Origin of the sequence: Mycobacterium sp. SA01, assembly GCF_041287105.1 — a bacterium.
Taxonomy (GTDB): Bacteria; Actinomycetota; Actinomycetes; order Mycobacteriales; family Mycobacteriaceae; genus Mycobacterium.
Genome location: NZ_JBGGNO010000022.1, coordinates 229,235 through 254,041 on the forward strand (window position 1 = coordinate 229,235; position 24,807 = coordinate 254,041).

At 68.7% G+C, this 24,807-nt stretch carries 24 protein-coding genes; 13 read left to right on the forward strand and 11 right to left on the reverse strand.

What is annotated here, in order from left to right; all coding sequences use genetic code 11:
• Positions 1 to 162: 162 nt before the first annotated feature.
• The 4 genes from AB4879_RS27225 to AB4879_RS27240 form a co-directional block, all read right to left on the reverse strand.
• On the reverse strand, positions 163 to 855 hold the full coding sequence (locus AB4879_RS27225; RefSeq protein ID WP_370510058.1) for a DUF2561 family protein: 693 nt from the start codon (positions 853 to 855) through the stop codon (positions 163 to 165).
• A complete protein-coding gene (locus AB4879_RS27230) occupies positions 855 to 1,682 on the reverse strand; it encodes an MmpS family transport accessory protein (protein WP_370510059.1) in 828 nt (275 codons plus the stop codon). Before AB4879_RS27230 ends, AB4879_RS27225 begins: the two co-directional genes overlap by 1 nt.
• Positions 1,683 to 1,854: 172 nt before the next feature.
• Entirely contained in the window at positions 1,855 to 2,274 is a 420-nt protein-coding gene (locus tag AB4879_RS27235; RefSeq protein ID WP_036344649.1) for a cytochrome c oxidase subunit 4, read from the reverse strand.
• Positions 2,275 to 2,284: 10 nt separating this feature from the next.
• Positions 2,285 to 3,370: a cytochrome c oxidase subunit II gene (locus tag AB4879_RS27240; RefSeq protein WP_370510060.1), complete on the reverse strand. Its 1,086-nt coding sequence runs from the start codon at positions 3,368 to 3,370 to the stop codon at positions 2,285 to 2,287.
• Between the two features lie 103 nt (positions 3,371 to 3,473).
• On the opposite strand from AB4879_RS27240, the gene asnB reads away from it, so the two are divergent.
• Entirely contained in the window at positions 3,474 to 5,405 is a 1,932-nt protein-coding gene (gene asnB / locus AB4879_RS27245) for an asparagine synthase (glutamine-hydrolyzing) (protein WP_370510061.1), read from the forward strand.
• Here the strand turns inward: asnB and AB4879_RS27250 are convergent.
• A complete protein-coding gene (locus AB4879_RS27250) occupies positions 5,402 to 6,376 on the reverse strand; it encodes a carbohydrate kinase family protein (protein WP_370510242.1) in 975 nt (324 codons plus the stop codon). The two genes, asnB and AB4879_RS27250, sit on opposite strands and share 4 nt — an antisense overlap.
• 147 nt (positions 6,377 to 6,523) lie before the next feature.
• Here AB4879_RS27250 and AB4879_RS27255 point away from each other — a divergent pair, with 147 nt between their 5' ends.
• Positions 6,524 to 7,165, forward strand: a complete 642-nt coding sequence (locus tag AB4879_RS27255; RefSeq protein ID WP_370510062.1) for a hypothetical protein — start codon at positions 6,524 to 6,526, stop codon at positions 7,163 to 7,165.
• A 30-nt stretch (positions 7,166 to 7,195) separates the two neighbouring features.
• Here AB4879_RS27255 and AB4879_RS27260 read toward each other — a convergent pair whose 3' ends face one another.
• Positions 7,196 to 7,561, reverse strand: coding sequence for an iron-sulfur cluster assembly accessory protein (locus tag AB4879_RS27260; RefSeq protein ID WP_102805467.1), 366 nt, complete (start codon positions 7,559 to 7,561; stop codon positions 7,196 to 7,198).
• Between the two features lie 94 nt (positions 7,562 to 7,655).
• A complete protein-coding gene (locus tag AB4879_RS27265) occupies positions 7,656 to 8,711 on the reverse strand; it encodes a glycerate kinase (RefSeq protein WP_370510063.1) in 1,056 nt (351 codons plus the stop codon).
• A 23-nt stretch (positions 8,712 to 8,734) separates the two neighbouring features.
• On the opposite strand from AB4879_RS27265, the gene AB4879_RS27270 reads away from it, so the two are divergent.
• The 5 genes from AB4879_RS27270 to AB4879_RS27290 all read left to right on the forward strand — a co-directional run bounded on the left by AB4879_RS27270 (position 8,735) and on the right by AB4879_RS27290 (position 13,647).
• Entirely contained in the window at positions 8,735 to 9,388 is a 654-nt protein-coding gene (locus AB4879_RS27270) for a DUF3043 domain-containing protein (RefSeq protein ID WP_199189753.1), read from the forward strand.
• Positions 9,389 to 9,401: 13 nt separating this feature from the next.
• Entirely contained in the window at positions 9,402 to 9,929 is a 528-nt protein-coding gene (locus tag AB4879_RS27275) for a bifunctional adenosylcobinamide kinase/adenosylcobinamide-phosphate guanylyltransferase (RefSeq protein WP_370510243.1), read from the forward strand.
• The gene (cobT, locus tag AB4879_RS27280) at positions 9,929 to 10,978 is read left to right on the forward strand and encodes a nicotinate-nucleotide--dimethylbenzimidazole phosphoribosyltransferase (protein ID WP_370510064.1); all 1,050 of its coding nucleotides are present in this window, start codon (positions 9,929 to 9,931) and stop codon (positions 10,976 to 10,978) included. The genes AB4879_RS27275 and cobT overlap by 1 nt, the downstream gene beginning before the upstream one ends.
• Before the next feature lie 3 nt (positions 10,979 to 10,981).
• A complete protein-coding gene (locus AB4879_RS27285) occupies positions 10,982 to 11,737 on the forward strand; it encodes an adenosylcobinamide-GDP ribazoletransferase (RefSeq protein WP_370510065.1) in 756 nt (251 codons plus the stop codon).
• A 155-nt stretch (positions 11,738 to 11,892) separates the two neighbouring features.
• On the forward strand, positions 11,893 to 13,647 hold the full coding sequence (locus AB4879_RS27290) for a BCCT family transporter (RefSeq protein WP_370510244.1): 1,755 nt from the start codon (positions 11,893 to 11,895) through the stop codon (positions 13,645 to 13,647).
• On the opposite strand, the gene AB4879_RS27295 is transcribed toward AB4879_RS27290, so the two are convergent.
• Entirely contained in the window at positions 13,640 to 14,746 is a 1,107-nt protein-coding gene (locus AB4879_RS27295; protein ID WP_102805474.1) for a branched-chain amino acid aminotransferase, read from the reverse strand. The genes AB4879_RS27290 and AB4879_RS27295 overlap by 8 nt on opposite strands.
• Positions 14,747 to 14,769: 23 nt before the next feature.
• On the reverse strand, positions 14,770 to 15,873 hold the full coding sequence (gcvT, locus tag AB4879_RS27300) for a glycine cleavage system aminomethyltransferase GcvT (protein ID WP_370510066.1): 1,104 nt from the start codon (positions 15,871 to 15,873) through the stop codon (positions 14,770 to 14,772).
• Positions 15,874 to 15,913: 40 nt separating this feature from the next.
• Here gcvT and AB4879_RS27305 point away from each other — a divergent pair, with 40 nt between their 5' ends.
• Positions 15,914 to 17,437, forward strand: a complete 1,524-nt coding sequence (locus AB4879_RS27305) for a leucyl aminopeptidase (RefSeq protein ID WP_370510067.1) — start codon at positions 15,914 to 15,916, stop codon at positions 17,435 to 17,437.
• On the opposite strand, the gene AB4879_RS27310 is transcribed toward AB4879_RS27305, so the two are convergent.
• A complete protein-coding gene (locus AB4879_RS27310) occupies positions 17,434 to 19,182 on the reverse strand; it encodes an SDR family oxidoreductase (protein ID WP_370510068.1) in 1,749 nt (582 codons plus the stop codon). The genes AB4879_RS27305 and AB4879_RS27310 overlap by 4 nt on opposite strands.
• Positions 19,182 to 19,517 carry an oxidoreductase gene (locus tag AB4879_RS27315; protein WP_370510069.1) on the reverse strand — a complete coding sequence of 112 codons (336 nt, stop codon included), beginning with the start codon at positions 19,515 to 19,517 and terminating at the stop codon, positions 19,182 to 19,184. Before AB4879_RS27315 ends, AB4879_RS27310 begins: the two co-directional genes overlap by 1 nt.
• Positions 19,518 to 19,682: 165 nt before the next feature.
• Here AB4879_RS27315 and sucB point away from each other — a divergent pair, with 165 nt between their 5' ends.
• From sucB to AB4879_RS27340, 5 genes are read left to right on the forward strand one after another with little or no spacing between them, the layout of a single operon-like run.
• Positions 19,683 to 21,467, forward strand: a complete 1,785-nt coding sequence (sucB, locus tag AB4879_RS27320) for a 2-oxoglutarate dehydrogenase, E2 component, dihydrolipoamide succinyltransferase (protein WP_370510070.1) — start codon at positions 19,683 to 19,685, stop codon at positions 21,465 to 21,467.
• Between the two features lie 4 nt (positions 21,468 to 21,471).
• On the forward strand, positions 21,472 to 22,392 hold the full coding sequence (locus AB4879_RS27325; RefSeq protein ID WP_370510071.1) for a TIGR01777 family oxidoreductase: 921 nt from the start codon (positions 21,472 to 21,474) through the stop codon (positions 22,390 to 22,392).
• A gap of 13 nt (positions 22,393 to 22,405) precedes the next feature.
• Positions 22,406 to 23,065: a lipoyl(octanoyl) transferase LipB gene (gene lipB / locus AB4879_RS27330; RefSeq protein ID WP_370510072.1), complete on the forward strand. Its 660-nt coding sequence runs from the start codon at positions 22,406 to 22,408 to the stop codon at positions 23,063 to 23,065.
• Complete coding sequence (gene lipA, locus AB4879_RS27335) at positions 23,062 to 23,994, forward strand: lipoyl synthase (RefSeq protein ID WP_370510073.1); 933 nt, start codon at positions 23,062 to 23,064, stop codon at positions 23,992 to 23,994. Before lipB ends, lipA begins: the two co-directional genes overlap by 4 nt.
• A gap of 42 nt (positions 23,995 to 24,036) precedes the next feature.
• Entirely contained in the window at positions 24,037 to 24,789 is a 753-nt protein-coding gene (locus tag AB4879_RS27340; RefSeq protein ID WP_370510074.1) for a DUF4191 domain-containing protein, read from the forward strand.
• Positions 24,790 to 24,807 lie beyond the last annotated feature (18 nt).

A 24,807-nucleotide genomic window follows, 5' to 3' on the forward strand; every position in this document is an offset into this window, starting at 1 on the left:
ACCCCGGGTCCACAGGGCCCGGGGTTCTCTCGTTTCAGTGAGCGTTCACGTCTCATCCAGCGCACGCACATGGGACCTCAGCGCTCACTCAAGGAGGGCGTGTCCAACGAGGGCGTGCCAACGAGGGCGTGCACACGCCTCATCCCGGCGAACGCGGCAAAGCTAGGCCGGCACAGCCTCTTCCACCGCGCCGTGCAGCTGCCGCAGATACGTCACGGGGATCGCCGGCATCGCGATAGTGATGACCCCGGCAAGGCCGAGTGCCACCCACGCCGCGGTGTCGTTGTCCACCGCCATCAGGTACGTCGCGGTCGACACCCCGACCAGCGCAAGGCCGATCGCGCCGGCCAGCATGACCGTGCAGCGCAGCCACAGCCGGTCCAATTCGGTGGCCGGGATCAGCGGATCGGCCCGTCGCGACGCCGACGACTGGGCGAAGTCCGGCTGGTACCGCTCGTAGGGGTCCACGGTCGAGCCGAACACCTTCAGCTTCTCGGTGGGCGCCTCGGTGCCGCGTGCCGGGGCCGCCGGCGCGGACGTGGGCCGTGGTGGTGCGGCCTTGGCCGGCTCCGGCGTCAGGCGCGAATCATTCAGCGCGGTACGACGGGCCCGGATCAGCAGCGGGATCGCACCGACGATGATCACCGCCGACACGATGATGATGCTGTACAGCAGCCAGGGGGTCTCGGAGCCGCCCGCGTTCGCGGAATGGCCGCGACTCATGTCGACCAGCGCCACAATCGCGATCACCGTGACCGCAAGCAGCACCAGCCAGATCGCGCCGCACACCCCGACCAGCAGCCGGTCCACGGTCTCCGGTGAGCGGCGGTCTTCTGTGTCTGTGTCTGTAGTCATCAGCAACTCGTCTGCGCGGCGTTGTTTTGGTTCGACGACAGCACGACGCCGTCGCTGGTGGTGATCGAACAGTTCAGCCGGCTCACCAGGAACAGGCTGGAGGCCTGTACCGAGCCGACGTCGGACTGCGAGATCGGTGTCACGGTCAGCGACCACGGAATGTAGACGTTGCGCTGGGTGCGCTGGCGGCCGGAGGCGTCCACGTAGGTCACCGAGATGATGTCACCGGGGGCCTTGGTGCCGGTCACCGAGTAGGTGACCTGACGCGGACCGGGCGGCGGTGTCGACGTGGTGGCCGGCGCCGGCGGCGCTGTCGTTGTGGTCACGGGCGGTGGTGCCTCCGTCGTCGCTGGCGGGGGTGGTGGTGGCGGGGGTGGCGGCGGCGGTTCCGATGTCACCGTCACCGTCTCGGGGGGCGGCGGGGGCGGCGGCTCCGTGGTGTTCGGCGGGGGCGGCGGCGGTGGCGGCGTGGTGGTGGTGATCTCGTCCTGGACTGGGGGCGGCTTGACGGTCGTCGTCGTCGCCGGGGTCGCCAGCTTGTTGGTGTCGGTGCTGGTCACCAATAGCGAGACCGACACCACCAATGCGATGGCGGCGACGATGGCGGTGATGCCGACGACCCACGGCCACCGCGGCGGCTGCGGATCCTCGACGTATTCGGTAGCCGCCTCGTAGCTGTCGTAGTCGTACAGCGCGGGATCCGGGGCGATGAATGGCCCTGCCGTGTACTGCTCGGACTCGGGCGCAGAGTAGGCCTCAAAGCCTGTACCGGTGGGTGTTTCACCCACCTCGCCCGACTCCTCATCCGGCGGATTCGGCCCGCTCATGCTCGCCTGTCCTCTTTCGACTACATCACCGCGGCACGCGGGCCAAGGATTGACACACAGCGCGCCGACGGCTCCCGTTGCCCTGGCAAAACCCTACCCAACCGCCGGGCCGGATACGACGCAGCGCGCCTGAAGAGCCACGTGATGTCTCGATTGTGACCTTCGCGTCGGCTCAGTGCTTCTCGGGGCCGATGTAGTACTCGAACACCAGACCGCACACGGCGGCCATCACGAAGACGACGCCGGCCGCGATCAGCCACGGCAACCACAGCGCGGCGCCGACAGCAGCGGTCGAGAAGGCCAGCGCGATCAGGATCGGCCACCAGCTGTGCGGCGCATAGAAGCCCAACTCCCCTGCGCCATCGCTGATTTCAGCGTCCTCGTAGTCCTCTGGGCGGGTGTCGAGGCGGCGCGCGACGAACCGGAAGAACGTTCCGGTGATCAGCGACAGACCCGCGGTGAGCACCAGCGCGGTGGTGCCGGCCCACTCGATGCCGCCGTACTGGAAGATCGCGGTCAGCGTGCCGTAGACGACAGCGGCGAGGACGAAGAACGCGGTCAGGATTTCGAAGAGCCTGGCTTCAATATGCATCTGCGGTCCCCTACTTGCTCGCCTGCGGGATCACTTGCTGCCCCCGACGGGTGTCGAACGGGTGCGTGGTGGTCGCCAACGGTGGCTGGTTGATCGACTGCAGCGCCTCGGCGTTGGTCTTGCCCGCGATGCGTTGCTGCAGGTAGGCCTTGAAGTCATTGGGCGAGACCACCCTGACCTCGAAGTTCATCATCGAGTGGTACGTGCCGCACATCTCGGCGCAGCGCCCGACGAACGCTCCGGTCTCGGTGATCTCGGAGATCTGGAACTTGTTCTCGGTGTGGTTGGCTTCCGGGTTCGGGAAGACGTCACGCTTGAACAGGAACTCCGGCACCCAGAACGAGTGGATGACGTCGGCCGAGGCGATCTGGAACTCGATCCGCTTGCCGGCCGGCAGCACGAGCACCGGGATCTCGTTGCTGGTGCCCTCGGTCTCGACCTTGTCGAAGTTCAGGTAGCTGCGGTCCTGCGGGTTGAGGCCGCGCACCGCGCCGACCTTCTCCTCGCCGTGCTCGTCGACGCCCTCGGGCTTGGAGACCATCGCGGCCTTGCGCGCCGGGTCGGCACCCTCGTAGTTGAGCGTGCCGTCCTTGAAGTCGACCTTCTGGTAACCGAACTTCCAGTTCCACTGGAAGGCGGTGACGTCGACGACGACCTCAGGGTTGGGGTCGCGGTGCATCATCTTCTCCTGCACCACGACGGTGAAGTAGAAGAGCACCGAGATGATCAGGAACGGGACGACCGTGAGCACGAGCTCCAGCGGCATGTTGTAGCCGAACTGGCGCGGCAGCGGCGCATCGTCGGGGGTGTTCTTCTTCTTGCGATGGAATGCCATCGCCCAGAAGGTCAGGCCCCACACGATGATGCCGACGACGAAGGCGCTGATGACCGACCAGACCCAGAGGTCGCGGTTGGTGTGCGCCTCCGGGGTGATGCCCTTGGGCCAGCCCAGACCGAACACTTCTTGCCAGCTGCACCCGCTGAGGGTCAGCGCCAGCGCACCAAAGGTGACGGCTAGCGCCAGCACCCGGAACCGGGAACCGCGGGTCTTCACGTTGGCGCCTCCTGATACTGGGGACTGGGGCCCACACCGCATTTTCGTCGTCGCGGGAACTTTCCGCGCATCGAATACTACGCAGCGTAGACCACGCCCGAACACCCAGCCCGACACATCCGCGAGTTACGGCATACTGGGGCCGGTGTGTGGACTGCTTGCCCTGGTTACGGACCCTGCAAGCCCTGTCACCGAAGCAAGCGTCGAGGCGGTGGCGGGCGCGTCGCACCTGATGCGCCACCGGGGGCCCGACGAACCGGGCACGTGGTCCGATGATCAGGTGGTGCTGGGCTTCAACCGGCTCTCGATCATCGACATCGCGCACTCCCATCAGCCGCTGCGCTGGGGTCCGCCGGGAGAACCCGACCGCTACGTGTTGGTGTTCAACGGCGAGATCTACAACTACCTCGAGCTGCGTAAGGCGCTGAGCGCCGAATTCGGCGCCGTCTTCGCCACCGACGGTGACGGCGAGGCGATCGTGGCCGCGTACCACCACTGGGGCACCGAGGCGCTCGGCCGGCTTCGCGGCATGTTCGCGTTCGCGCTGTGGGACACCAAGAGCCGCGAGCTGTTCTGCGCGCGCGACCCCTTCGGGATCAAGCCGCTGTTCATGGCGACCGGGTCGGCGGGCACCGCAGTCGCCAGCGAGAAGAAGTGTCTGCTCGGGCTGGCCGCGGAGATCGGATTCGACGACGGGCTGGACGTCCGCGCGCTGCAGCACTACACGGTGCTGCAGTACGTCCCGGAGCCCGAGACGCTGCACCGCGGGGTGCGCCGGCTCGAGTCGGGCTGTTACGCGGTCATCCGCCCCGGCGGGCAGCCGCGGGTGAGCCGCTACTTCGTGCCGCGGTTCAGTTCGACCGCGTTCACGGCAGGCGGTGAGCAGGCCCGCTACGACGAGATCACCGCGGTCCTGGAGGACTCGGTGGCCAAGCACATGCGCGCCGACGTGACAGTCGGGGCGTTCCTGTCCGGCGGTATCGACTCGACCGCGATCGCCGCGCTGGCCATCCGGCACAACCCGCGCCTGATCACCTTCACCACGGGCTTCGAGCGGGAAGGGTTCTCCGAGGTCGACGTCGCGGTCGCCTCGGCCGAGGCGATCGGCGCGCGGCACGTGGCCAAGGTGGTCAGCCAGGCCGAGTTCGTGGCCGCGCTGCCCGAAATCGTCTGGTATCTCGACGAACCCGTGGCCGATCCGGCGTTGGTGCCGTTGTTCTTCATCGCCCGCGAGGCGCGCAAGCACGTCAAGGTGGTGCTGAGCGGCGAGGGCGCCGACGAACTGTTCGGCGGCTACACGATTTACCGGGAACCGTTGTCGCTCAAGCCTTTCGACTACCTTCCCCGGCCGGTCCGCAAGTCACTGGGCCGGGCGTCGAAGCCGCTTCCGGACGGTATGCGCGGCAAGAGCCTGCTGCACCGGGGCTCGCTGACGCTGGAAGAACGGTATTACGGCAACGCCCGCAGCTTCTCCGACGAGCAGCTGCGCGCGGTGCTGCCCGGCTTCCGCCCGGACTGGACGCACACCGACGTCACCGCGCCCATCTACGCCGAGTCGCACGCCTGGGATCCGGTCGCCCGGATGCAGCACATCGATCTGTTCACCTGGCTACGCGGCGACATTCTGGTGAAGGCCGACAAGATGACGATGGCCAACTCACTGGAGCTGCGGGTGCCGTTCCTGGATCCCGAGGTGTTCGCGGTCGCCTCCCGGCTGCCGTTCGATCAGAAGATCACCCGCACCACCACCAAGTACGCGCTGCGCCGCGCGCTGGAGCCGATCGTGCCCGCGCATGTGCTCAACCGCGCCAAACTCGGCTTCCCGGTACCGATCCGGCACTGGTTGCGCTCCGGTGAGTTGATGGACTGGGCGTACGGGATGATCGAGGCCTCGCAGGCCGATCATCTGGTGGACCGCACGGCCGTCCGCGCCATGCTCGACGCGCACCGCGCCGGCGAGGGCGATCACAGCCGGCGGCTGTGGACGGTGCTGATCTTCATGCTGTGGCACGCGATCTTCGTCGAGCAGAGCGTGGTGCCGGTGATCGGCGAACCGCACTACCCGGTGCAGCTCTAGCCCAGCGCCTCGGCGATCTCGTCGGCGGCTTCCGGGCCATAGGCGCCCTTGATGCGCGCGATCGCGGCGTCGCGATCCCACGTCCATTCCTGCGGGCCCGGCGCTTCCAGCACCAGTGTGGCGACCATCGAGGCGAGTTGCGCGGCACGTTCCAGGCTCAAGCCGGCGCCGCGGCCGGTGAGGAATCCGGCGCGGAAGGCGTCGCCGATACCGGTCGGGTCGTCCTTCTGGGTCTCGGGAACGACGTCGACGTGGATGAAGGTGCCGTCGCGGCCGACGAGGTCGACGCCGTTGGGGCCGAGCGTGGTGACGCGCAGCTGGATCTGGTTCATCACCTCGGCTTCGGACCAGCCGGACTTCTGCAGCAGCAGATCCCACTCGTAGTCGTTGGTGAACAGGTAGGTGGCGCCGTCGATGAGCCGGCGGATCTCGTCACCGGAGAGCCGGGCCAACTGCTGGCTGGGGTCGGCGGCGAACGCCAGACCGAGCGCGCGGCACTCTTCGGTGTGCAGGAACATCGCCTCCGGATCGTTGGCGCCGATGATCACCAATTCCGGTGCGCCGCTTCGCTCTACGAGGTCGGCGAGCTTGATGTCACGGGCTTCCGACATTGCGCCCGGGTAGAACGACGCGATCTGGGCCATGTCCTCGTCGGTGGTGCAGACGAACCGGGCGGTGTAGGCGGTCTTCGAGACCAGCACGCCACTGGTGTCCACACCGTGGGCTTCCAGCCACTGCCGGTACTCGTCGAAGTCCGAGCCGACGGCACCCACCAGCAGCGGGTTGCCGCCCAGCAGGCCCATCGCGTAGGCCATGTTTCCCGCGACGCCGCCGCGGTGGACGACCAGATCGTCGACCAGGAAGCTCAGCGACACCTTCTGCAGGTGCTCGGCGAGGAGTTGTTCGGAGAACCGCCCGGGAAACCGCATCAGGTGGTCGGTGGCAATGGATCCGGTCACCGCGATCGCCACGTTGTGTCCGCCCTTCATTCGCTAATGGGACTAGCACCGAGGCCGTGCGCTAGCCTGCGTACAAGAGCCGACTATATGGCCCGGCATCGGCCCCGCCGCGGCGGGTGCTTGAAGTTTTGGCCTCCACCGACCGCAGGAGACTTATCGATGGCTGGCCCGATTCCGCCGCATCAGCAGGCCGGGGCCGAGGGCGAGCCGTACCCGGAGCAGCCGTTCGGCCCGCCGGGCGTGATCCCGCCGGTGCCCTATCCCGGCGTCTACCCCGGCGCCCTTCCACCGCCGGTGGCCTACCCGCCGGCGCCACGTAAGCGCCGGACGGCGCTGTGGCTGGGCTTGCTGACCGTGGTCGTCGTGGCCGCCGTGGTGGCCGCGGTCCTGACGATCCGCACCGGGGAGTCCACCACGGCCGCGGGCGGGTTCAGCGAGGCGGCAGCCAAGTCGTCGATATCGAGCTACCTGACCGCGCTGTCCAAGGGCGACACCGAGACCATCGCGCGCAACAACCTGTGCGGCATGTACGACGGGGTGAAGGACCGCAAATCCGACCTGGCGCTGGCCAAGCTGGCCAGCGACGCGTTTCGCAGGCAGTTCGCCGGCGCCGAGGTGACCTCGATCGATTCGATCGTCCCGTGGTCGAACTATCAGGCGCAGGTGTTGTTCACCATGAAGGTGGCGTCCTCCGGTAGCCGCGGCAACCGCGGCGAGGAACAAGGCGTGGCTCAGCTGCTCCGCCAGGGCAACCAGCTGCTGGTGTGCTCGTATCTATTGCGAACGGCCGCCCAGTACTGAGACTGGACGGCCGTTGCGGTTGAAGCTTGGTTAGTTGAACGAATCGCCGCAGGCGCAGGAGCCGGTGGCGTTCGGGTTGTCGATCGTGAAGCCCTGCTTCTCGATGGTGTCGACGAAGTCGATCGTCGCGCCCTGGATGTACGGCGCGCTCATCCGGTCGACGGTCAGATTGACCCCGCCGAACTCGCTGACCAGGTCACCGTCGAGGGTGCGATCGTCGAAGAACAGGTTGTAGCGCAGGCCGGCGCAGCCACCGGGCTGAACGGCGATCCGCAGCGCCAGGTCGTCGCGGCCTTCCTGGTCCAGCAGCGACTTGGCCTTGGCGGCCGCGGCCTCGGTCAGAATCGCGCCGTGGGTCTCGGTCGTGGTTTCGGTCGACTGATCGGAAACAGTCATTGCGTCTCCCTACAAGCAGATGTCTTTGCGGGCTTTACCCACTTCGTCAACGGTACCTTGTCCGGGCGCTATTCCCGAGTCGATGGGCTCGTCCTCAGCCGACCAGGTCGGCGGCGGTCCGGCGGGCCAGGCCGGTGAGCTGAGCGGCGGCGTCGTCGATGGCGACCTGCACCGACCCGGCGTAGTCGGCGATCGCGTGCGCCGCGGTGATTCCCGCCGCGGTCAACTCCGCGGGCGGCAGGGTGACCTGGCCGGCCAGCACGATCACCGGAACACCGCGGGTCCGCGCGCCGCCGGCGAGTGCGCTGACCACCTTGCCGTGCAGCGATTGGTCGTCGAAGCGGCCTTCCCCGGTGACGATCACGTCGGCGGCCGCGACGTCGGCGGCCAGCCCGGTGTGCTCGGCGATGACGGCCGCTCCGGATTCGCGGCGTGCGCCCAGGGCCAGCAGCGCGGCCCCCAGTCCCCCGGCCGCGCCCGCGCCGGGCAGTGGGCTGATCGTCATCCCTGCCAGCGCATCGAGCGTGACAGCCCACGCCGTCATCCGCTGCTCGAGCATCTCCACGGTGTCCGGATCGGCGCCTTTCTGGGGGCCGAAAACCCGCGCGGCCCCCATCGGGCCCAGCAGCGGGTGTTCCACGTCCGTGGCGGCGATCAGATCGACCTGTGCCAGCTTGACCCTGGCCTGTTCCGGGCCGCCGAGCGCCTCGATCATTCCGCGGCCGCCATCGGTGCAGGAGCTGCCGCCCAGGCCGACGATGATCGTGCGGGCGCCGGCCTGCAGCGCGGCGTCGATCAGCTGGCCGACTCCGCTGCTGTGGGCGGCGACCGCACTGTCCGGCGTGGGCGGACCGGGAAGCAGCGTCAGGCCGCAGGCCTGGGCGCATTCGATGTAGGCGGCCGACGCGGCGCGGTCGTCGACCCATTCGGCGTCGACGTCCTCATCCAGCGGCCCGGCCACCCGGGTGTGACGAACCTCGCCGAGCCTCCCGGCCAGCACGCCGACGAAGCCGGGGCCGCCGTCGGATTGCGGCGCCAGGACGAGTTCGTCGGAGGGCCTGGCGTCACGCCAGCCGGCCGCGATGGACTGGGCGGCTTCGACGGCGGTCAGGCTGTCGCCGTAGCAGTCCGGCGCGATCAGCACCCGCATTCGTGCAGGGTAACCTGGCAGACGTGAAGCTGCTGGGCCGCAAGAACGACGAAGGTGCCGCCAAGGCCGAACCGGTCGAGGTCGATGAGTCTGCCGCGGTGGCCGGCACCACCGCGCCCAAGGGCAAGCCGACCCCGAAGCGCAGTGCCACGGCCAAGCGCCGCGGGCCGGTCGCCCCCGCACCGATGACCTCCGCCGAGGCGCGCAAGCGCCGCAAGGAGATGCGCGCCACCCTCACCAAAGAGGAGCGTCGCGCCGAGAAGGATCAGCGCCGCACGGCGATGAACGATCGCCGTGAGCGGATGATGGCCGGCGACGAGGCTTACCTGCTGGCCCGCGACCAGGGACCGGTGCGCCGGTACGCGCGCGACATCGTCGACGCCCGTCGCAATGTGCTGGGGCTGTTCATGCCGTCCGCGCTGGGCTTGATCTTCGTGATGCTGGCGGTGCCGCAGGTCCAGCTGTTCATCTCCCCCGCGATGCTGGTCTTGATGGCGGTCATGGCGATCGACGGAATCCTGTTGGGCCGCAAGGTGAAGAAGGCCGTCGACGCGAAGTTCCCGGACAACGACGAAGGCGCCTTCAAGCTCGGGATGTACGCCGCGGGCCGGGCTTCCCAGATCCGCCGTATGCGCGCGCCGCGACCGCAGGTCGAGCGCGGCGCCAAGGTTGTCTGAGTCCCGCCAGGCGGTGCGCACTCTGGTGCTCGGCGGAATCCGGTCGGGCAAGTCACGCTGGGCCGAGACGGCGCTGGCCGACGAATCCGAGGTCCGCTACGTCGCCACCGGTGCGGCCGCCGATTCCGACCCGTCCTGGGCGCGCCGGGTGGCTGCGCACCGCGAGCGTCGGCCGGATTCCTGGCGCACCGTCGAAACCGCCGATGTGGCAGCCGTTTTGCGCGACGGCCCGGGCACGGCCACCCTGGTCGACGATCTGGGCGGCTGGCTGACCGCCACGTTCGATCGCCGCGGCTGGGACGGCGGATCGGTGACACCCGACGTCGACGAGCTCGTCGGCGCGGTCGAGACGTTCACCGGGCGGCTGGCATTGGTCAGCCCCGAGGTCGGGTTGACCGTGGTGGCGGCGACTGCTTCTGGCAGGCGCTTCACAGACGAACTCGGCACACTCAATCAACGACTCGCCCTGTGCTGTGACCAGGTGGTCCTGGTGGTTGCGGGATTGCCGGTCTGGGTCAAACCGACGAAAGCGTTGAGCTGATGGATTTCCCCGCGGTCTCCCCGCCAGATTCCCGTGCCGCCGCGGCGGCCAAGCGTCGCCAGGACATTCTCACCAAACCCACGGGCGCGCTGGGTCGCCTGGAGGATCTGTCGGTCTGGGTGTCCGCGTGCCAAGGAGCTTGTCCGCCTAGGCAATTCGAGCGAGCCCGGGTGGTGGTGTTCGCCGGTGACCACGGCGTCGCCCGGACCGGGGTGTCGGCATATCCGCCGGAGGTGACCGCGCAGATGGTGGCCAACATCGATGCCGGCGGCGCGGCGATCAACGTACTGTCCGGAGTGGCGGGCGCGTCGGTGCGGGTCGTCGATATCGCGGTGGACTGCGAGCAGCCGCTGACCGGCGAGATCGGCGCGCACAAGGTCCGCCGCTCCAGCGGCAACATCGCGGTCGAGGATGCGCTGAGCGCCGACCAGGTGGTGGCCGCCATTGAGGCGGGACGCCGACTCGCTGACGACGAGGTGGACGCCGGCGCCGACCTGCTGATAGCGGGCGACATGGGCATCGGAAACACCACGGCCGCAACAGCATTGATCGCCACGCTGACCGACACCGAGCCGGTGGCGGTGGTGGGGCGCGGCACCGGCATCGACGACGACGCGTGGGCTCGCAAAGTCGCGGCGGTGCGCGATGCCATGTTCCGCGGTCGCCAGTTCCGGCCCGACCCGGTCGGGCTGCTGCGCACCTGTGGCGGTGCGGATCTGGCGGCGATGGCCGGCTTCTGCGCGCAGGCCGCGGTGCGACGCACACCGCTGCTCCTCGACGGCGTCGTGGTGACGGCGGCAGCTCTGGTCGCCGACCGGATGGCCCCCGGCGCGCGGGCCTGGTGGCAGGCCGGACACCGGTCGACGGAGCCCGCGCACACGCTGGCGCTGGCCCACCTGGAGTTGATTCCGATCATCGACCTCGGTTTGCGCCTCGGTGAGGGCACCGGCGCGGCGGTGGCCCTGCCGCTGCTGCGGGCGGCCGTCGCAACACTGGCCTCGATGGCCACCTTCTCCGACGCCGGCGTCTCCGATCGCGCCGCGGACTGAACCGTGTTCCGTTCGCTGGCAGGCGCTTTCGCCTTCGCCACCGTGGCACCGTCGCCCGGCTTGACGGCAGCACCGGGCCGTGGTGTGTTGACGGCGTTGCCGGTCGTGGGCGTGGCGCTGGGCGTGACAGCGGCCGGGGTGTGCTGGGCATCGACGGCGGTGTTCGGCGCCGGCAACGGGTTGGCCGGCCTACTGGCAGTGGCGGCGCTGCTGTTGTTGACTCGCGGTCTGCACGCCGACGGGCTGTCGGACACGGTGGACGCGCTCGGCTGCTACGGACCGCCTGAGCGGGCACTTCAGGTGATGCGGGACGGGACTGCGGGCCCTCTCGGCGTCGCCGCCGTGGTGATGGCGATCGGCCTGTCTGCATTCGCGTTCACCACCGTGCTGGTCAGTCCGGGTGGTTGGCGGGGTGCGCTGGCGGTGGCCGTCGCGGTCACCGCTGGACGAGTCGCCGTGGTGCTGGCTTGCCGGACCGGAATTCCGGCGGCGCAGGGCAGCACTCTCGGCCGCCTGGTGGCCGGCACTCAGCCACTGCCGGTGGTGGTGGTCTGGACGCTGGTGGTTCTCGCCGCCGCGGTCCCGATCACTCCGGCGATGTGGCCGGGCCCGGTGGCCGTGTTGGCCGGGTTGACGTCGTCGGCAGTGCTCGTCGCGCACTGTGTACGCCGATTCGGTGGGATCACCGGCGATGTCCTCGGCGCGGTCGTCGCGCTGACGACGACCGTGACCGCGGTTCTGCTGGCGGCCCTGAGTTAGCGCCGAGGTAGGGTCACCAGCACACGACCCTCCATCCGACCAGATCTTCCTGGCACACGAAACGACGACACCATTGGGGAGGCACTGTGAGTTCGCCCATGCCCGAGACCACCGAAGCCGAGACTCCGGGGCCACTGAGAACCGCGTGGCGAAGTATGCACCTGCCGGTGTTCATCCCGGCGTCGGTGGTGATCATCGGGCTGATCGTCTTCGCCGTCGTCTACGCCTCCACGGCGAGCAACGCCTTCGGCCGGCTCAACGACGCGATAACCAGCAGCGTCGGCTGGTGGTACATCCTGGTGACCACCGGCTTCGTGCTATTCGCGCTCTACTGTGGGTTGTCCCGAGTCGGGACGATTCGGCTCGGCCGCGACATCGAAAAGCCGGAGTTCAGCTTCTGGGCGTGGCTGGCGATGTTGTTCAGCGCCGGCATGGGCATCGGGCTGGTGTTCTACGGGGTAGCCGAGCCGCTCACCCACTACGTCGACCCCCCGCCGTCGCTCGGTGTTGACGGCTCGACCGACGCCGCCGCCAACCAGGCGATGGCGCTGACGCTGTTCCACTGGGGGCTGCACGCCTGGGCCATCTACGTGGTCGTCGGGCTGGGCATGGCGTACATGACGTATCGGCGCGGGCGCCCCCTGTCGGTGCGGTGGCTGTTGGAGCCGCTGATCGGACGGCGCCGTGTCGAAGGGGTGATCGGCCACACTGTCGACGTCATCGCCGTCGTCGGCACGCTGTTCGGGGTGGCAACCTCGTTGGGCTTCGGAATCACCCAGATCGCCGCCGGCTTGGAGTATCTGGGCTGGATCACGGTGAACAACTGGTGGATCGTGGCCATGATCGCCGCTATCACGGCCATCGCCACGGCATCGGTGGTCAGCGGTGTCAGCAAGGGGCTGAAATGGTTGTCCAACATCAACATGGCGCTGGCCGCAGCACTGGCCGGGTTCGTGTTGCTGCTCGGCCCCACCCTGTTCCTACTGCAGGCCTGGGTGCAGAACATGGGCATCTACGTGCAGTCACTGCCGCAATTGGCGTTGCGCACGGGCCCGTTCACCGACGGCAAGTGGTTGTCGAACTGGACCATTTTCTACTGGGGCTGGTGGATCAGCTGGGCGCCCTTCGTCGGCATGTTCATCGCACGGATATCCCGAGGTCGCACCATCCGGGAGTTCGTGGCGGCGGTGTTGCTGGTCCCGACTGTGATCGGATCGCTGTGGTTCACGATTTTCGGTGAATCGGGGATCCTGCGTCAGCGCAACCACGGCGACATGCTCGTCGACGGCTCGGTGGACACCAACACGTCGCTGTTCCGGCTGCTGGACGGTCTGCCCCTGGGCGTGGTGACCAGCCTGGTCGCGGTGGCAGTGATCGTGTTCTTCTTCGTCACCTCCTCCGATTCGGGATCGCTGGTCATCGACATTCTGTCCTCGGGTGGGGACCTGGATCCGCCGAAGCCGACCCGGGTGTACTGGGCCACTCTCGAAGGCGTGGCGGCCGCGGTGCTGCTGCTGGTCGGCGGAGCCGGCTCGCTCACGGCGCTGCAGACCGCGTCGATCGCTACCGCGCTGCCCTTTTCCCTGGTGATGGTGGCGGCGTGCGTGGCGATGATCCGTGCTTTCCGCTACGACCTGGCGACCACGCCGCGATTGCTGCACGTGTCCGCACCCGATCAATTGGCCGATGAGCTGACCGCCGACGGAGACCGCCGCCGCGACGTCTCCGCGACGTTGGCCGGGTTGGTCGCGGTGCGCGCAATCCCAATCGACACCTGCGAGGTGCACGAGCAGACCGGTGCGCTGACGATCAACGACCCGATCGACCCGCTGGAACCGAATGCTGAGGTCACCGAGGCGGAACTGGAGGCTGCCGAGCAGCTGACTCGGCAGGCACATCGGCCTAGCTGAGCCGGGCCATCCAGCCGTGCGTGTCGGCGAAGGTGCCGCGCTGGATGCCGGTCAGGGTGTCCCGCAACGCCATCGTCACCTCGCCCGGCTGTCCATCGGCGATGGTGAACTCGCCGTCACCGAACTTGACGTGCGAGACCGGGGTGATCACCGCAGCCGTCCCGCAGGCGAACACCTCAGTGATCTCGCCGGCGGCCACGCCCTTGCGCCACTCCTCGACGTCGATCTTGCGTTCCTCGACGGCGAACCCGGCGTCGCCGGCCAGTTGCAGCAGCGAATCGCGCGTGATGCCCGGCAGCAGTGAGCCGGACAGTTCCGGGGTGACCAGCCGCGCCGACCCGCCGCTGCCGAAGACGAAGAACAGGTTCATCCCGCCCATCTCCTCGATGTAGCGGCGTTCGATCGCGTCGAGCCAGACCACCTGATCGCACCCGTGCTCGGCGGCCTCGGCCTGCGCCAGCAGCGAGGCGGCGTAGTTGCCGCCGAACTTCGCCGCGCCGGTGCCGCCCGGGCTGGCCCGCACGTATTCGGTGGACAGCCAGACGCTGACCGGTTTGATCCCGCCCTTGAAGTAGGCGCCGGCCGGCGAGGCGATCACCAGGTAGCGATATTCGGAGGCCGGCCGCACGCCCAAGCCGGGTTCGGTCGCGATCACGAACGGCCGCAGATAGAGCGACGCCTCGCCACCGGCGGGCGGCACCCATTGGTTGTCGACGGCGATCAGCTGGCGCAGCGATTCGACGAACAGCTCCTCGGGCAGCTCCGGGATGGCGAGCCGGCGAGCGGAGGCGCGCAACCGCGCGGCGTTGGCCTCGGGACGGAACGACACGATCGAGCCGTCCGCCCACCGGTAGGCCTTGAGCCCTTCGAAGATCTCCTGCGCGTAGTGCAGGACGATGGCCGACGGGTCGAGTTCGATCGGGCCGTACGGCACCACGCGGGCGTCGTGCCAACCCAGTTCGTCGGTGTAGAGCACCGACACCATGTGGTCGGTGTGGAATCGCCCGAAGCCGGGGTCGGCCAGAATCTGAGCCCGTACCTCGTCGGTCGCCGGATTCGCGTTGTGCTCAACCGTGAACTCGAGGGGGCCGTTGGTCATACGGCGATTGTAGACCGGGGCCGCTAGCGAGTTTTGACCTCAACGAACGGCGGTTTGACCACTTCGCACTCCAGGGGACGCCCGCGCACGTCGACAGTGACCAGCGCGCCATCCTCGATCCCGGCGTCGGTGTCGATGAGGGCAAGGGCGATACCGACTTTCAGCGACGGCGAGAACGTGCCCGAGGTGGTGACCCCCACCGGCAGTGCGCCGTTCAACACGGTCAGGTCCGGACGCAGCACGCCGCGGCCGGTGGCCCGCAGGCCGCGAAGCAGCCGGCGCGGGCCGGCCGCCTTCTCGGCCAGCAGGGCGTCGCGGCCGAAGAACGCGTCCTTCTTCCAGCCGATCGCCCAGCCGCAGCGGGCCTGCAGCGGCGAAATGTCCAGTGACAGCTCGTGTCCGTGCAGCGGGTAACCCATCTCGGTGCGCAGGGTGTCGCGGGCACCCAGGCCGGCGAGTTGTCCGCCTGCGGACTGCACTTCGGCGACGAGCGCGTCGAACACCACGGGTGCGGAGTCCCACGGCGGCAACAGCTCATACCCGTGCTCACCGGTGTATCCGGTGCGGCATACCCGTACCGGCACACCGGAGTACGTGGCGTCGGCGTAGCCCATGTAGTCCATGTCGGCGGGCAGCCCCAGCGCGGCGAGCACGTCGGCGGACCGCGGGCCCTGAACGGCCAGCACGGCATACGAGCGGTGCTGATCGGTGATCGAAATACCTTCTGGCGCAGCCGCTTGCAGTGCTGCGACGACAGCAGCGGTGTTGGCGGCGTTGGGCACCAGGAAGATCTCGTCGTCGCTGACGTAGTAGGCGATCAGGTCGTCGATCACCCCGCCCTCGGGGGCGCAGCACAGGGTGTACTGCGCCTTGCCCGGACCGATCCGGCGGAGGTCGTTGGTCAGCGTGGAGTTGATGAACTCCGCCGCGCCCGGGCCGGCCACCAGAGCTTTGCCCAGATGGCTGACGTCGAAGAGCCCGACCGCCTCGCGGGTGGCGGTGTGCTCACCGACCGTGCCGGCGTAGGACACCGGCATCAGCCAGCCGCCGAACGGCGCGAAGGTGGCGCCCAGTTCGCGGTGCTGGCTGTCGAGCGGGCCGTACAGGAGTTCCGATGTGTCGGTCACGGCCAACAACACTAGTGCCCCGCGTCTACTGTGAATCCTCGTGAGCACCGAACCTGGATACGCCGCCCCCACTGTCACCGTCGCGACCTCACTGCCCAAGCGCGCGCAGTCGTCGGTGCTGATCGTCCCGGTCGTCACCGGCCTGGGAGGGGAAGCCGGTGACGGCTCCCCCACCGTCGTCGGCGGCCCGTTTCTGGACGCCGAGGCAATCGGTGAGATCGGGGTGGTCTTGCGTGCGCTGGGCGCCAAGGGCGGCGCCGAGCAGGTCACCCGCCTGCACGTGCCGTCGCTCGCGGTCGGCAGTGTGCTGGCCGTCGGGCTCGGCGCGCCGCGCGACGAGTGGCCGGCCGATGTCATCCGTCGTGCGGCCGGGGTGGCCGCCCGCTCGCTGTCCGGGGTCGACACCGTCATCACCACGCTGACCGAGCTGGACCTGGAGGCCGCGATCGAGGGCCTGATCCTGGGTAGCTACCGGTTCACCGAGTTCCGCAGCGCGAAGACCGCGCCGAAGGAAGCCGCGCTGAGCAAGATCATCGCGCTGAGCACTGCGGCGGGCGCCAAGAAGGACGCCGCCCGGGCCACCGCGATCGCCACCGCGGTGGCCACCGCACGCGATTTCGTGAACACCCCGCCCAGCCACCTGTTCCCCGGCGAATTCGCCAAGCGGGCAGAGGCTTTGGGTGAAGCCGCCGGATTGAAGGTCGAGGTGCTCGACGAGAAGGCGCTCGCCAAGGCCGGTTACGGCGGCATCATCGGGGTGGGCAAGGGATCGTCGCGCCCGCCGCGGCTGGTGCGGCTGGCCTATCGCGGCGCCAAGGGCAAGCGCGCTAAGACCGTCGCCCTGGTGGGCAAGGGTGTCACCTTCGACACCGGCGGCATCTCGATCAAGCCGGCCGCGTCGATGCACCACATGACCTCCGACATGGGCGGCGCCGCAGCGGTGATCGCCACGGTCGTGCTGGCCGCCAAGCAGGGGTTGCCGATCGATGTGATCGCGACAGTGCCGATGGCCGAGAACATGCCGTCGTCGACCGCGCAACGCCCCGGTGACGTGCTGACCCAGTACGGCGGCATCACCGTCGAGGTGCTCAACACCGACGCCGAGGGCCGGCTGATCCTGGCCGACGCGATCGTGCGGGCCTGCGAGGACCAGCCCGACTACCTGATCGAGACCTCGACGCTGACGGGCGCGCAGACCGTCGCGCTGGGTGGCCGCACCCCGGGCGTGATGGGCAGCGAGGACTTCCGCGACCGGGTGGCCCGGATCTCACAGGCCGAGGGCGAGAACGCCTGGCCGATGCCGCTGCCCGACGAGTTGAAGGACGATCTGAAGTCGACTGTCGCCGATCTGGCGAACGTCAGCTCGCAGCGCTTCGCCGGCATGCTGGTCGCCGGGGTGTACCTGCGGGAGTTCGTCGCCGACGGTGTGCAGTGGGCGCACATCGACATCGCCGGGCCGGCGTACAACACCTCCGGCCCGTGGGGCTACACGCCCAAGGGCGGCACCGGGGTGCCGACCCGGACGATGTTCGCCGTCCTGGAGGACATCGCCGCGAACGGCTAGACCACGCCGGCGCGGGCGATGCTGCGCATCCCCTGCGGCAGCACCTTCGACGTCCCGTAGAGCAGGTACGCCTCGGGGGTGACCGGCCGGATCGGCTTGTCCTTCTTCACCGCGGAGACGATGGCCTTGGCCACCTTGTCCGGCCCGTAACCCCGCCGGTCGAACATGTTCTCCAGCTGCGCGCGCCGGGTCGCGACGGCGGCCCGCTTGCCCGATGGTGCGATCATCTCGGTGGCCGACACGATGTTGGTGTTGATGATGCCGGGGCAGATCGTGGTCAATCCGATTCCGGCGCCAGCCAATTCGGCACGCAGGCAGTCGGAGAACATGTACACCGCCGCCTTGGACGTGCAGTAGGCGTTCAGCCCCTTCAGCGGTGAGTAGGCCGCCATGGACGCCACGTTGACGATGTGGCCGCCGGTGCCGCGCTCGACGAGCCTGCGGGCGAACGCGCGGCAGCCGTTGACGACGCCGCCGAGGTTGACGTCCAGCACGCGGTCGAATTGCTCTGCGGGAGTGTCCAGGAAGGCTCCGGCCACCCCGATGCCGGCGTTGTTGACGACGATGTCGGGCACCCCGTGGGCGGCGCACACCTCGTCGGCGAATCGCTCGACGGCCTCGGCGTCGGACACGTCGAGCACATAGGGATGCGCGATCGCGCCGAGTGCGCCGATCTTGGCCGCGGTGTCCTTGAGGCCGGCCTCGTCGATATCGCTGATCACCAACTCGGCGCCGTCCCGGGCGAAGGCCAACGCGGTTTCACGGCCGATGCCGCTGCCGGCTCCGGTGACCGAGACCAGGGTGTCGCCGAAGTCCTTCTGCGGCCGGCCGACCTGGGCCCGCAACAGTGCACGGGCGGCCGGTTTGCCGTCCAGGTGCTCGGCCAGTTCGGTGACCGCGGCGGCCAGCACCTGTGGATGGGTGAATGGCGACCAGTGCTTGGCGCGCAGGTCGCGGCGCCACAGCCGAGGCACCCACCGAGCGGTGTCGTCGTAGACGTGGGGCAGCACGAACGGATCGTCGAGGTTGACGATCAGCTGCACGGGAACGTCGACGTGGAAGTCCAGCGGACGGTGGATCAGCGCGGGCAGAGCGTTGGCCCGGTAGATCTTTGTGCCCCTGGCGGCGTCGTCGGCGAACGTCCCGCCGTAATGCACGAGATCCTTCGGAATGCCGCGGGTGAGTCCGGCGCGCATGACCCCGGAGCCCAGCCGCATGGCCGCGGGCGCCAGCACCGGAACCGACAGCGCGGCCGTGTAGGTGACATGTAGCAGCTGAGAGAGCGCGCGCACGAACAACTTTGGCCGGTACGGCTTCTTCAGCCCGTCGCGCACGTAGCGGATCAGGTGGTGCAGACTCGGTCCCGACACGGAGGTGAACGACGCCACCCGGTCACCGGCACCGGCCCGACCGAGGTACTCCCACATGCCGACCGAGCCCCAGTCGTGGCCGAGCACGTGCACGGGTTGGCCGGGACTGAATTCGGCAACGACGGCGTCGAAGTCGTCGGCGAAGTTGGCCATCGTGTACTTCGAGAACGATTTCGGCCCCGTCGACGCTCCGGCGGCGCGGCTGTCGTAGCGGACCACCCGGAACGTGTCGGCCAGTAGCGGCACGACCGCGTCCCACACCACGTGCGAATCGGGGTAGCCGTGCACGAGCACGACGGTCGGGCCGTCGGGATTGCCCTCCTCGTAGACCGCCAGGCGGGTCCCGTCGGTGCTGTCGACATAGCGCATGGTCATCACAACTCCAGGTCTCGTTGGCGGCGGCGTTCGATCCGCCGCCGAGCGTCATAGTCGCGCATCCGCTGCGGATACCCGACTTTCTGCACGTCATAGACAGGAATTCCGAGCTCTTCACCGAGTCGGCGGGCACCGGCCGGACCGTCGGCAGGGCGACGGGTCCATTCACCGTCGGCGGCCACGAGCACGACGGTCATCGGGGTCACGCTGGTCTTGGGCTCGACGTAGGCCTCCACCCCGGTGCGCTGCGCAGCCCATTCGTGCAGGTGCCGCCGATCGGCGGCGAGCGCGGAATCAGCCCGGCGGGTAGACCGGAACCTGTCGAACAGCCCCAACTCCGATGCACTCCTTCCGGCGGTCCTTCCCTTCGATGGTGCCAGAGAAATCACACGTCGCCCTGAGTGCGTGCGGGTGGCCCGGCAATGACAGGATGGGTACACGACGCTGTGGTATGCCAGAAGTCCGACCCGCACGACTGACCGTTCGAGGGAGTCAACACAATGGCCGTCTCCGTCCAGATGCCGGCACTCGGTGAGAGCGTCACCGAGGGGACCGTCACCCGGTGGCTGAAGCAAGAGGGCGACACCGTCGAGGTCGACGAGCCTCTGCTTGAGGTGTCGACCGACAAGGTCGACACGGAGATTCCCGCTCCCGCATCCGGTGTGCTGACGAAGATCGTTGCGCAGGAGGACGACACCGTCGAGGTCGGCGGCGAGCTCGCGGTGATCGGTGACCCCGGTGAGGAGTCCGAGTCGTCGGCGGCCCCGGCCGAGTCGTCTGAAGCCCCGGCCGAGTCGTCCGAGGCCCCGGCCGAGGAGACCCAGGCGGAGCCAGAACCAGAACCAGAACCAGAACCAGAACCGGAACCTGAGCCGGAACCCGAACCCGCGCAGTCGTCGGGATCCTCGGAGTCGTCAGGGTCGGCGACGCCGGTGCTGATGCCCGAACTCGGCGAGTCCGTCACCGAGGGAACCGTGACCCGGTGGCTGAAGAAGGTCGGCGACTCGGTCGAGGTCGATGAGCCGCTGGTCGAGGTGTCCACCGACAAGGTCGACACCGAGATCCCGTCACCGGTGGCCGGGACGCTGCTGTCCATCACGGCCGAGGAGGACGACACCGTCGCCGTCGGTGGCGAACTGGGCAAGATCGGGGATGCCGGCGCCGCGCCGCAGGCCGAGCCGAAGCCCGAACCCAAGCCCGAACCGAAACCGGAACCCAAGCCCGAGCCGAAGGCCGAACCCAAGCCCGAGCCGAAGCCCGAACCCAAGCCCGAGCCCGAGCCCAAGCCCGAGCCCAAGCAGGCCCCCGCACCGGCCGCCGCCGAGGATGGCGACGCGTCCGACGGCAGCCCCTACGTCACTCCTCTGGTGCGAAAGCTGGCTGCCGAGAACGGGATCGACCTCGCCAGCGTCAAGGGCACCGGTGTCGGCGGCCGCATCCGCAAGCAGGATGTGCTGGCTGCCGCTGAGGCCAAGACGTCGAAACCCGAGCAGCCCGCCGCGGCTCCCGCCAAGGCACCGGCCGCTGCCGCCGCCGCGGCAGCACCGTCACCGCTGGCACATCTGCGCGGCACGACGCAGAAGGCGAACCGGATCCGGCAGATCACCGCCAAGAAGACCCGCGAATCGCTGCAGACCACCGCACAGCTGACGCAGACCCACGAGGTCGACATGACCAAGATCGTGGCGCTGCGGGCCAAGGCGAAGACGAGCTTCGCCGAGCGTGAGGGGGTCAACCTGACCTACCTGCCGTTCATCGCCCGCGCGGTGATCGACTCGCTGAAAGCGCACCCGAACATCAACGCCAGCTACAACGAGGACACCAAGGAGATCACCTACTACGACGCCGAGAACCTCGGCTTCGCGGTGGACACCGAGCAGGGCCTGCTCTCGCCGGTCGTGCACAACGCGGGCGATCTCTCGCTGGCCGGGCTGGCGCGCGCCATCCACGACATCGCCGACCGGGCCCGCAGCGGCAACCTCAAGCCCGACGAGCTGTCCGGCGGCACGTTCACGATCACCAACATCGGCAGCCAGGGCGCCCTGTTCGACACCCCGATTCTGGTGCCGCCACAGGCGGCGATGCTGGGCACCGGTGCGATCGTCAAGCGGCCCCGGGTTATCGTCGACGAGCTCGGCAACGAGTCGATCGGCGTGCGCTCCATCTGCTACCTACCGCTGACCTACGATCACCGGCTGATCGACGGCGCGGATGCCGGCCGATTCCTGACCACCGTCAAGCGGCGTCTCGAAGAAGGGGCATTCGAGGCCGACCTGGGGTTGTGACGCCATGAGCCAACCAACGGGCGGGCTCGTCGTCGCGATCGCCGGTTCGTCCGGCCTGATCGGCTCGGCACTGGTGTCGGCGCTGCGCGCCGCCGACCACCGCGTACTGCGCGTCGTGCGCCGGGCGCCGGCCAACGGCGACGAACTGCACTGGAATCCCGACAGCGGCGAGTTCGACCCGGCCGGGCTGGCGGGCGTCGACGCGGTGATCAACCTCTGCGGTGTCGGCGTCGGCGACAAACGGTGGTCGGGTTCGTTCAAACAGAGCCTGCGCGACAGCCGCATCGGCCCCACCGAGGTGATCGCCGCGGCCGTCGCCGACGCCGGGGTACCGACGCTGATCAACGCCAGCGCGGTGGGGTACTACGGCAACACCGGAAGCCGGGTCGTCGACGAAACCGCCACTGCCGGAGGCGGATTCCTGTCCCGGCTCTGCCTGGACTGGGAGGCTGCGGCGCTGGCCGCCGAGGATGCCGGCGCCCGGGTGGTACTGGCCCGCTCCGGCCTGGTGCTCTCCCCCGGCGGCGGTGTGCTCGCCCGGCTGCGACCGCTGTTCAGCCTGGGGCTCGGCGCCCGGATCGGTAACGGCAGGCAATACATGCCGTGGATCAGCCTCGAGGACGAGGTCCGCGCGCTGCTGTTCGCGATCAACAACAGCGACCTGTCCGGTCCGGTGAACTTCACCGGACCCGCTCCGGTGACCAATTCGGAGTTCACCGCCGCACTGGGCCGGGCGTTGAACCGGCCGACGCCGTTGATGGTGCCCGGGTTCGCCCTGCGCACCCTGCTGGGCGAGTTCGCCGACGAGGGCCTGATCGACGGCCAGCGGGCGATCCCCGCCGCCCTGGAACGGGCCGGGTTCGTCTTCCACCACAACACCATCGGCGAGGCGCTGGCCTACGCCACGACGTCCGCTCAGGGGTAGTAGCGTCGATTGGGTGCGGGAATCCATTCGATCGAGCTCAGCGGGCATGCAGGTCCGCCAGCTGGGCACCGTCGACTACCAGGACGCCTGGCAGTTGCAGCGCGAGCTGGCCGATGCCCGAGTGGCCGGCGGGCCCGACACGATGCTGCTGCTGGAACACCCGGCGGTGTACACCGCCGGTAAGCGCACCGAAGCCCACGAACGGCCCATGGATGGCACACCCGTGGTCGACACCGATCGTGGCGGCAAGATCACCTGGCACGGCCCAGGCCAGCTGGTCGGCTATCCGGTCATCGGGCTGGCCGAGCCGCTGGATGTGGTGAATTATGTTCGGCGGCTTGAGGAATCGTTGATCTCGGTATGCGCCGGACTGGGCCTGGAGACCGGCCGGGTCGAAGGTCGCTCCGGTGTCTGGGTGGACGGAAACCGCAAGATCGCCGCGATCGGAATCCGGGTGGCCCGCGGCACCACACTGCACGGCTTCGCACTGAACTGCGACTGCGATCTGGGCGCGTACTCGGCGATCGTGCCGTGCGGAATCACCGATGCGGGGGTGACTTCGCTGACGGCTGAACTGGGCCGCCACGTCGGCGTCGACGGCGTCCGCACTCGGGTGGCCGACGCGGTGTGTGACGCCCTCGACGGCCGCCTGCCCGTAAGCTTGAGAACGTGACAGTCACTCCAGAAGGCCGCAAGCTGCTGCGCCTGGAGGTCCGCAATGCCGAGACCCCGATCGAGCGCAAGCCGCCGTGGATCAAGACCCGTGCGCGCATGGGTCCGGAGTACACAGCGCTGAAGAGCCTGGTGCGCCGCGAGGGACTGCACACCGTGTGTGAGGAAGCGGGCTGTCCCAACATCTTCGAGTGCTGGGAAGACCGGGAAGCGACATTCCTGATCGGTGGCGAGCAGTGCACACGCCGCTGCGATTTCTGCCAGATCGACACTGGCAAGCCCGCTGAACTGGATCGCGACGAGCCACGCCGGGTGGCCGAGAGTGTGGCCGCGATGGGGCTGCGCTACGCGACGGTGACGGGCGTGGCCCGCGACGACCTGCCCGACGGCGGGGCGTGGCTGTACGCGGAGACGGTGCGCGCCATCAAGGAACTCAACCCGGCCACCGGCGTCGAACTACTGGCCCCGGACTTCAACGGCGAGCCCGCCTTGCTGCGTGAGGTGTTCGATTCGCGCCCAGAAGTGTTCGCGCACAACGTGGAAACGGTGCCACGGATCTTCAAGAGGATCCGCCCGGCGTTCCGCTACCAGCGCAGCCTCGATGTCCTGACTGCTGCCCGCGCGGCGGGTCTGGTCACCAAGAGCAACCTCATCCTCGGTATGGGCGAAACCATCGACGAGGTGCACACCGCGCTGGCCGACCTGCACGGCGCGGGCTGCGACATCGTGACGATCACCCAGTACCTGCGGCCGTCGGTGCGTCATCATCCGGTGGAGCGCTGGGTCAAGCCGGAGGAGTTCGTCGCGCTGGCCGAATACGCCGAGGGGCTGGGTTTCGCCGGGGTTCTGTCCGGCCCGTTGGTCCGGTCCTCCTATCGGGCCGGCCGGCTGTACCAGCAGGCCGCGGATGCGCACAAGCTATCCCGGTGACCGCGGCTTACCGCTGATCGCCGTTCCGTATTCTTGGTAGTTATGGCGAAAACCCGTAACGCTGCCGAGAACAAGGCAGCCAAGGCCGAGGCGAAAGCCGCCAGCAAGGCCGCAGCCAAGCAGCGCCGCAGCCAGTTGTGGCAGGCGTTCCAGATGCAGCGCAAGGAAGACAAGCGGCTGCTCCCCTACATGATCGGCGCGTTTGTGTTGATCGTGGCCGCGTCGGCGGTCGCCGGCGTGCTGGCCGGCGGGATCACCCTCTACCTGCTGATCGTGCTCGGTGTCGTGCTGGGCGCCCTGGTGGCGTTCATCATCTTCGGGCGGCGCGCGCAGAAGTCGGTGTTCCGCAAGGCCGAGGGGCAGACGGGTGCCGCCGCCTGGGCACTGGACAACCTGCGCGGCAAGTGGCGGGTGACGCCGGGGGTTGCGGCCACCGGCCACTTCGACGCCGTGCACCGGGTGATCGGCCGACCGGGCGTGATCTTCGTCGCCGAGGGTTCCGCGGCTCGGGTGCGGCCGCTGCTGGCTCAGGAGAAGAAGCGCACCGCGCGACTGATCGGCGACATCCCGATCTACGACGTGATCGTCGGCAACGGCGAGGGCGAGGTGCCGCTGGCGAAGCTGGAGCGACATCTGACCAAGCTGCCTGCCAACATCACCGTCAAGCAGATGGACTCGCTGGAGTCCAAGCTCGTCGCGCTGGGTTCCCGGATGGGTCCGGCCGCGATGCCCAAGGGCCCGCTGCCCGCACAGGCCAAGATGAAGGGCGTGCAACGCACCGTCCGCAGGCGCTGACCAATTTCGGGGGGATGT

Coding starts and splice junctions, on each gene's coding strand:
- AB4879_RS27225 (WP_370510058.1), bottom strand. CDS start 855: ATGACTACAGACACAGACACAGAAGACCGCCGCTCACCGGAGACCGTG.
- AB4879_RS27230 (WP_370510059.1), bottom strand. CDS start 1,682: ATGAGCGGGCCGAATCCGCCGGATGAGGAGTCGGGCGAGGTGGGTGAA.
- AB4879_RS27235 (WP_036344649.1), bottom strand. CDS start 2,274: ATGCATATTGAAGCCAGGCTCTTCGAAATCCTGACCGCGTTCTTCGTC.
- AB4879_RS27240 (WP_370510060.1), bottom strand. CDS start 3,370: ATGCGGTGTGGGCCCCAGTCCCCAGTATCAGGAGGCGCCAACGTGAAG.
- AB4879_RS27255 (WP_370510062.1), top strand. CDS start 6,524: ATGGCTGGCCCGATTCCGCCGCATCAGCAGGCCGGGGCCGAGGGCGAG.
- AB4879_RS27260 (WP_102805467.1), bottom strand. CDS start 7,561: ATGACTGTTTCCGATCAGTCGACCGAAACCACGACCGAGACCCACGGC.
- AB4879_RS27265 (WP_370510063.1), bottom strand. CDS start 8,711: ATGCGGGTGCTGATCGCGCCGGACTGCTACGGCGACAGCCTGACCGCC.
- cobT (WP_370510064.1), top strand. CDS start 9,929: ATGGATTTCCCCGCGGTCTCCCCGCCAGATTCCCGTGCCGCCGCGGCG.
- AB4879_RS27290 (WP_370510244.1), top strand. CDS start 11,893: ATGCACCTGCCGGTGTTCATCCCGGCGTCGGTGGTGATCATCGGGCTG.
- AB4879_RS27295 (WP_102805474.1), bottom strand. CDS start 14,746: ATGACCAACGGCCCCCTCGAGTTCACGGTTGAGCACAACGCGAATCCG.
- AB4879_RS27310 (WP_370510068.1), bottom strand. CDS start 19,182: ATGACCATGCGCTATGTCGACAGCACCGACGGGACCCGCCTGGCGGTC.
- sucB (WP_370510070.1), top strand. CDS start 19,683: ATGGCCGTCTCCGTCCAGATGCCGGCACTCGGTGAGAGCGTCACCGAG.
- AB4879_RS27325 (WP_370510071.1), top strand. CDS start 21,472: ATGAGCCAACCAACGGGCGGGCTCGTCGTCGCGATCGCCGGTTCGTCC.
- AB4879_RS27340 (WP_370510074.1), top strand. CDS start 24,037: ATGGCGAAAACCCGTAACGCTGCCGAGAACAAGGCAGCCAAGGCCGAG.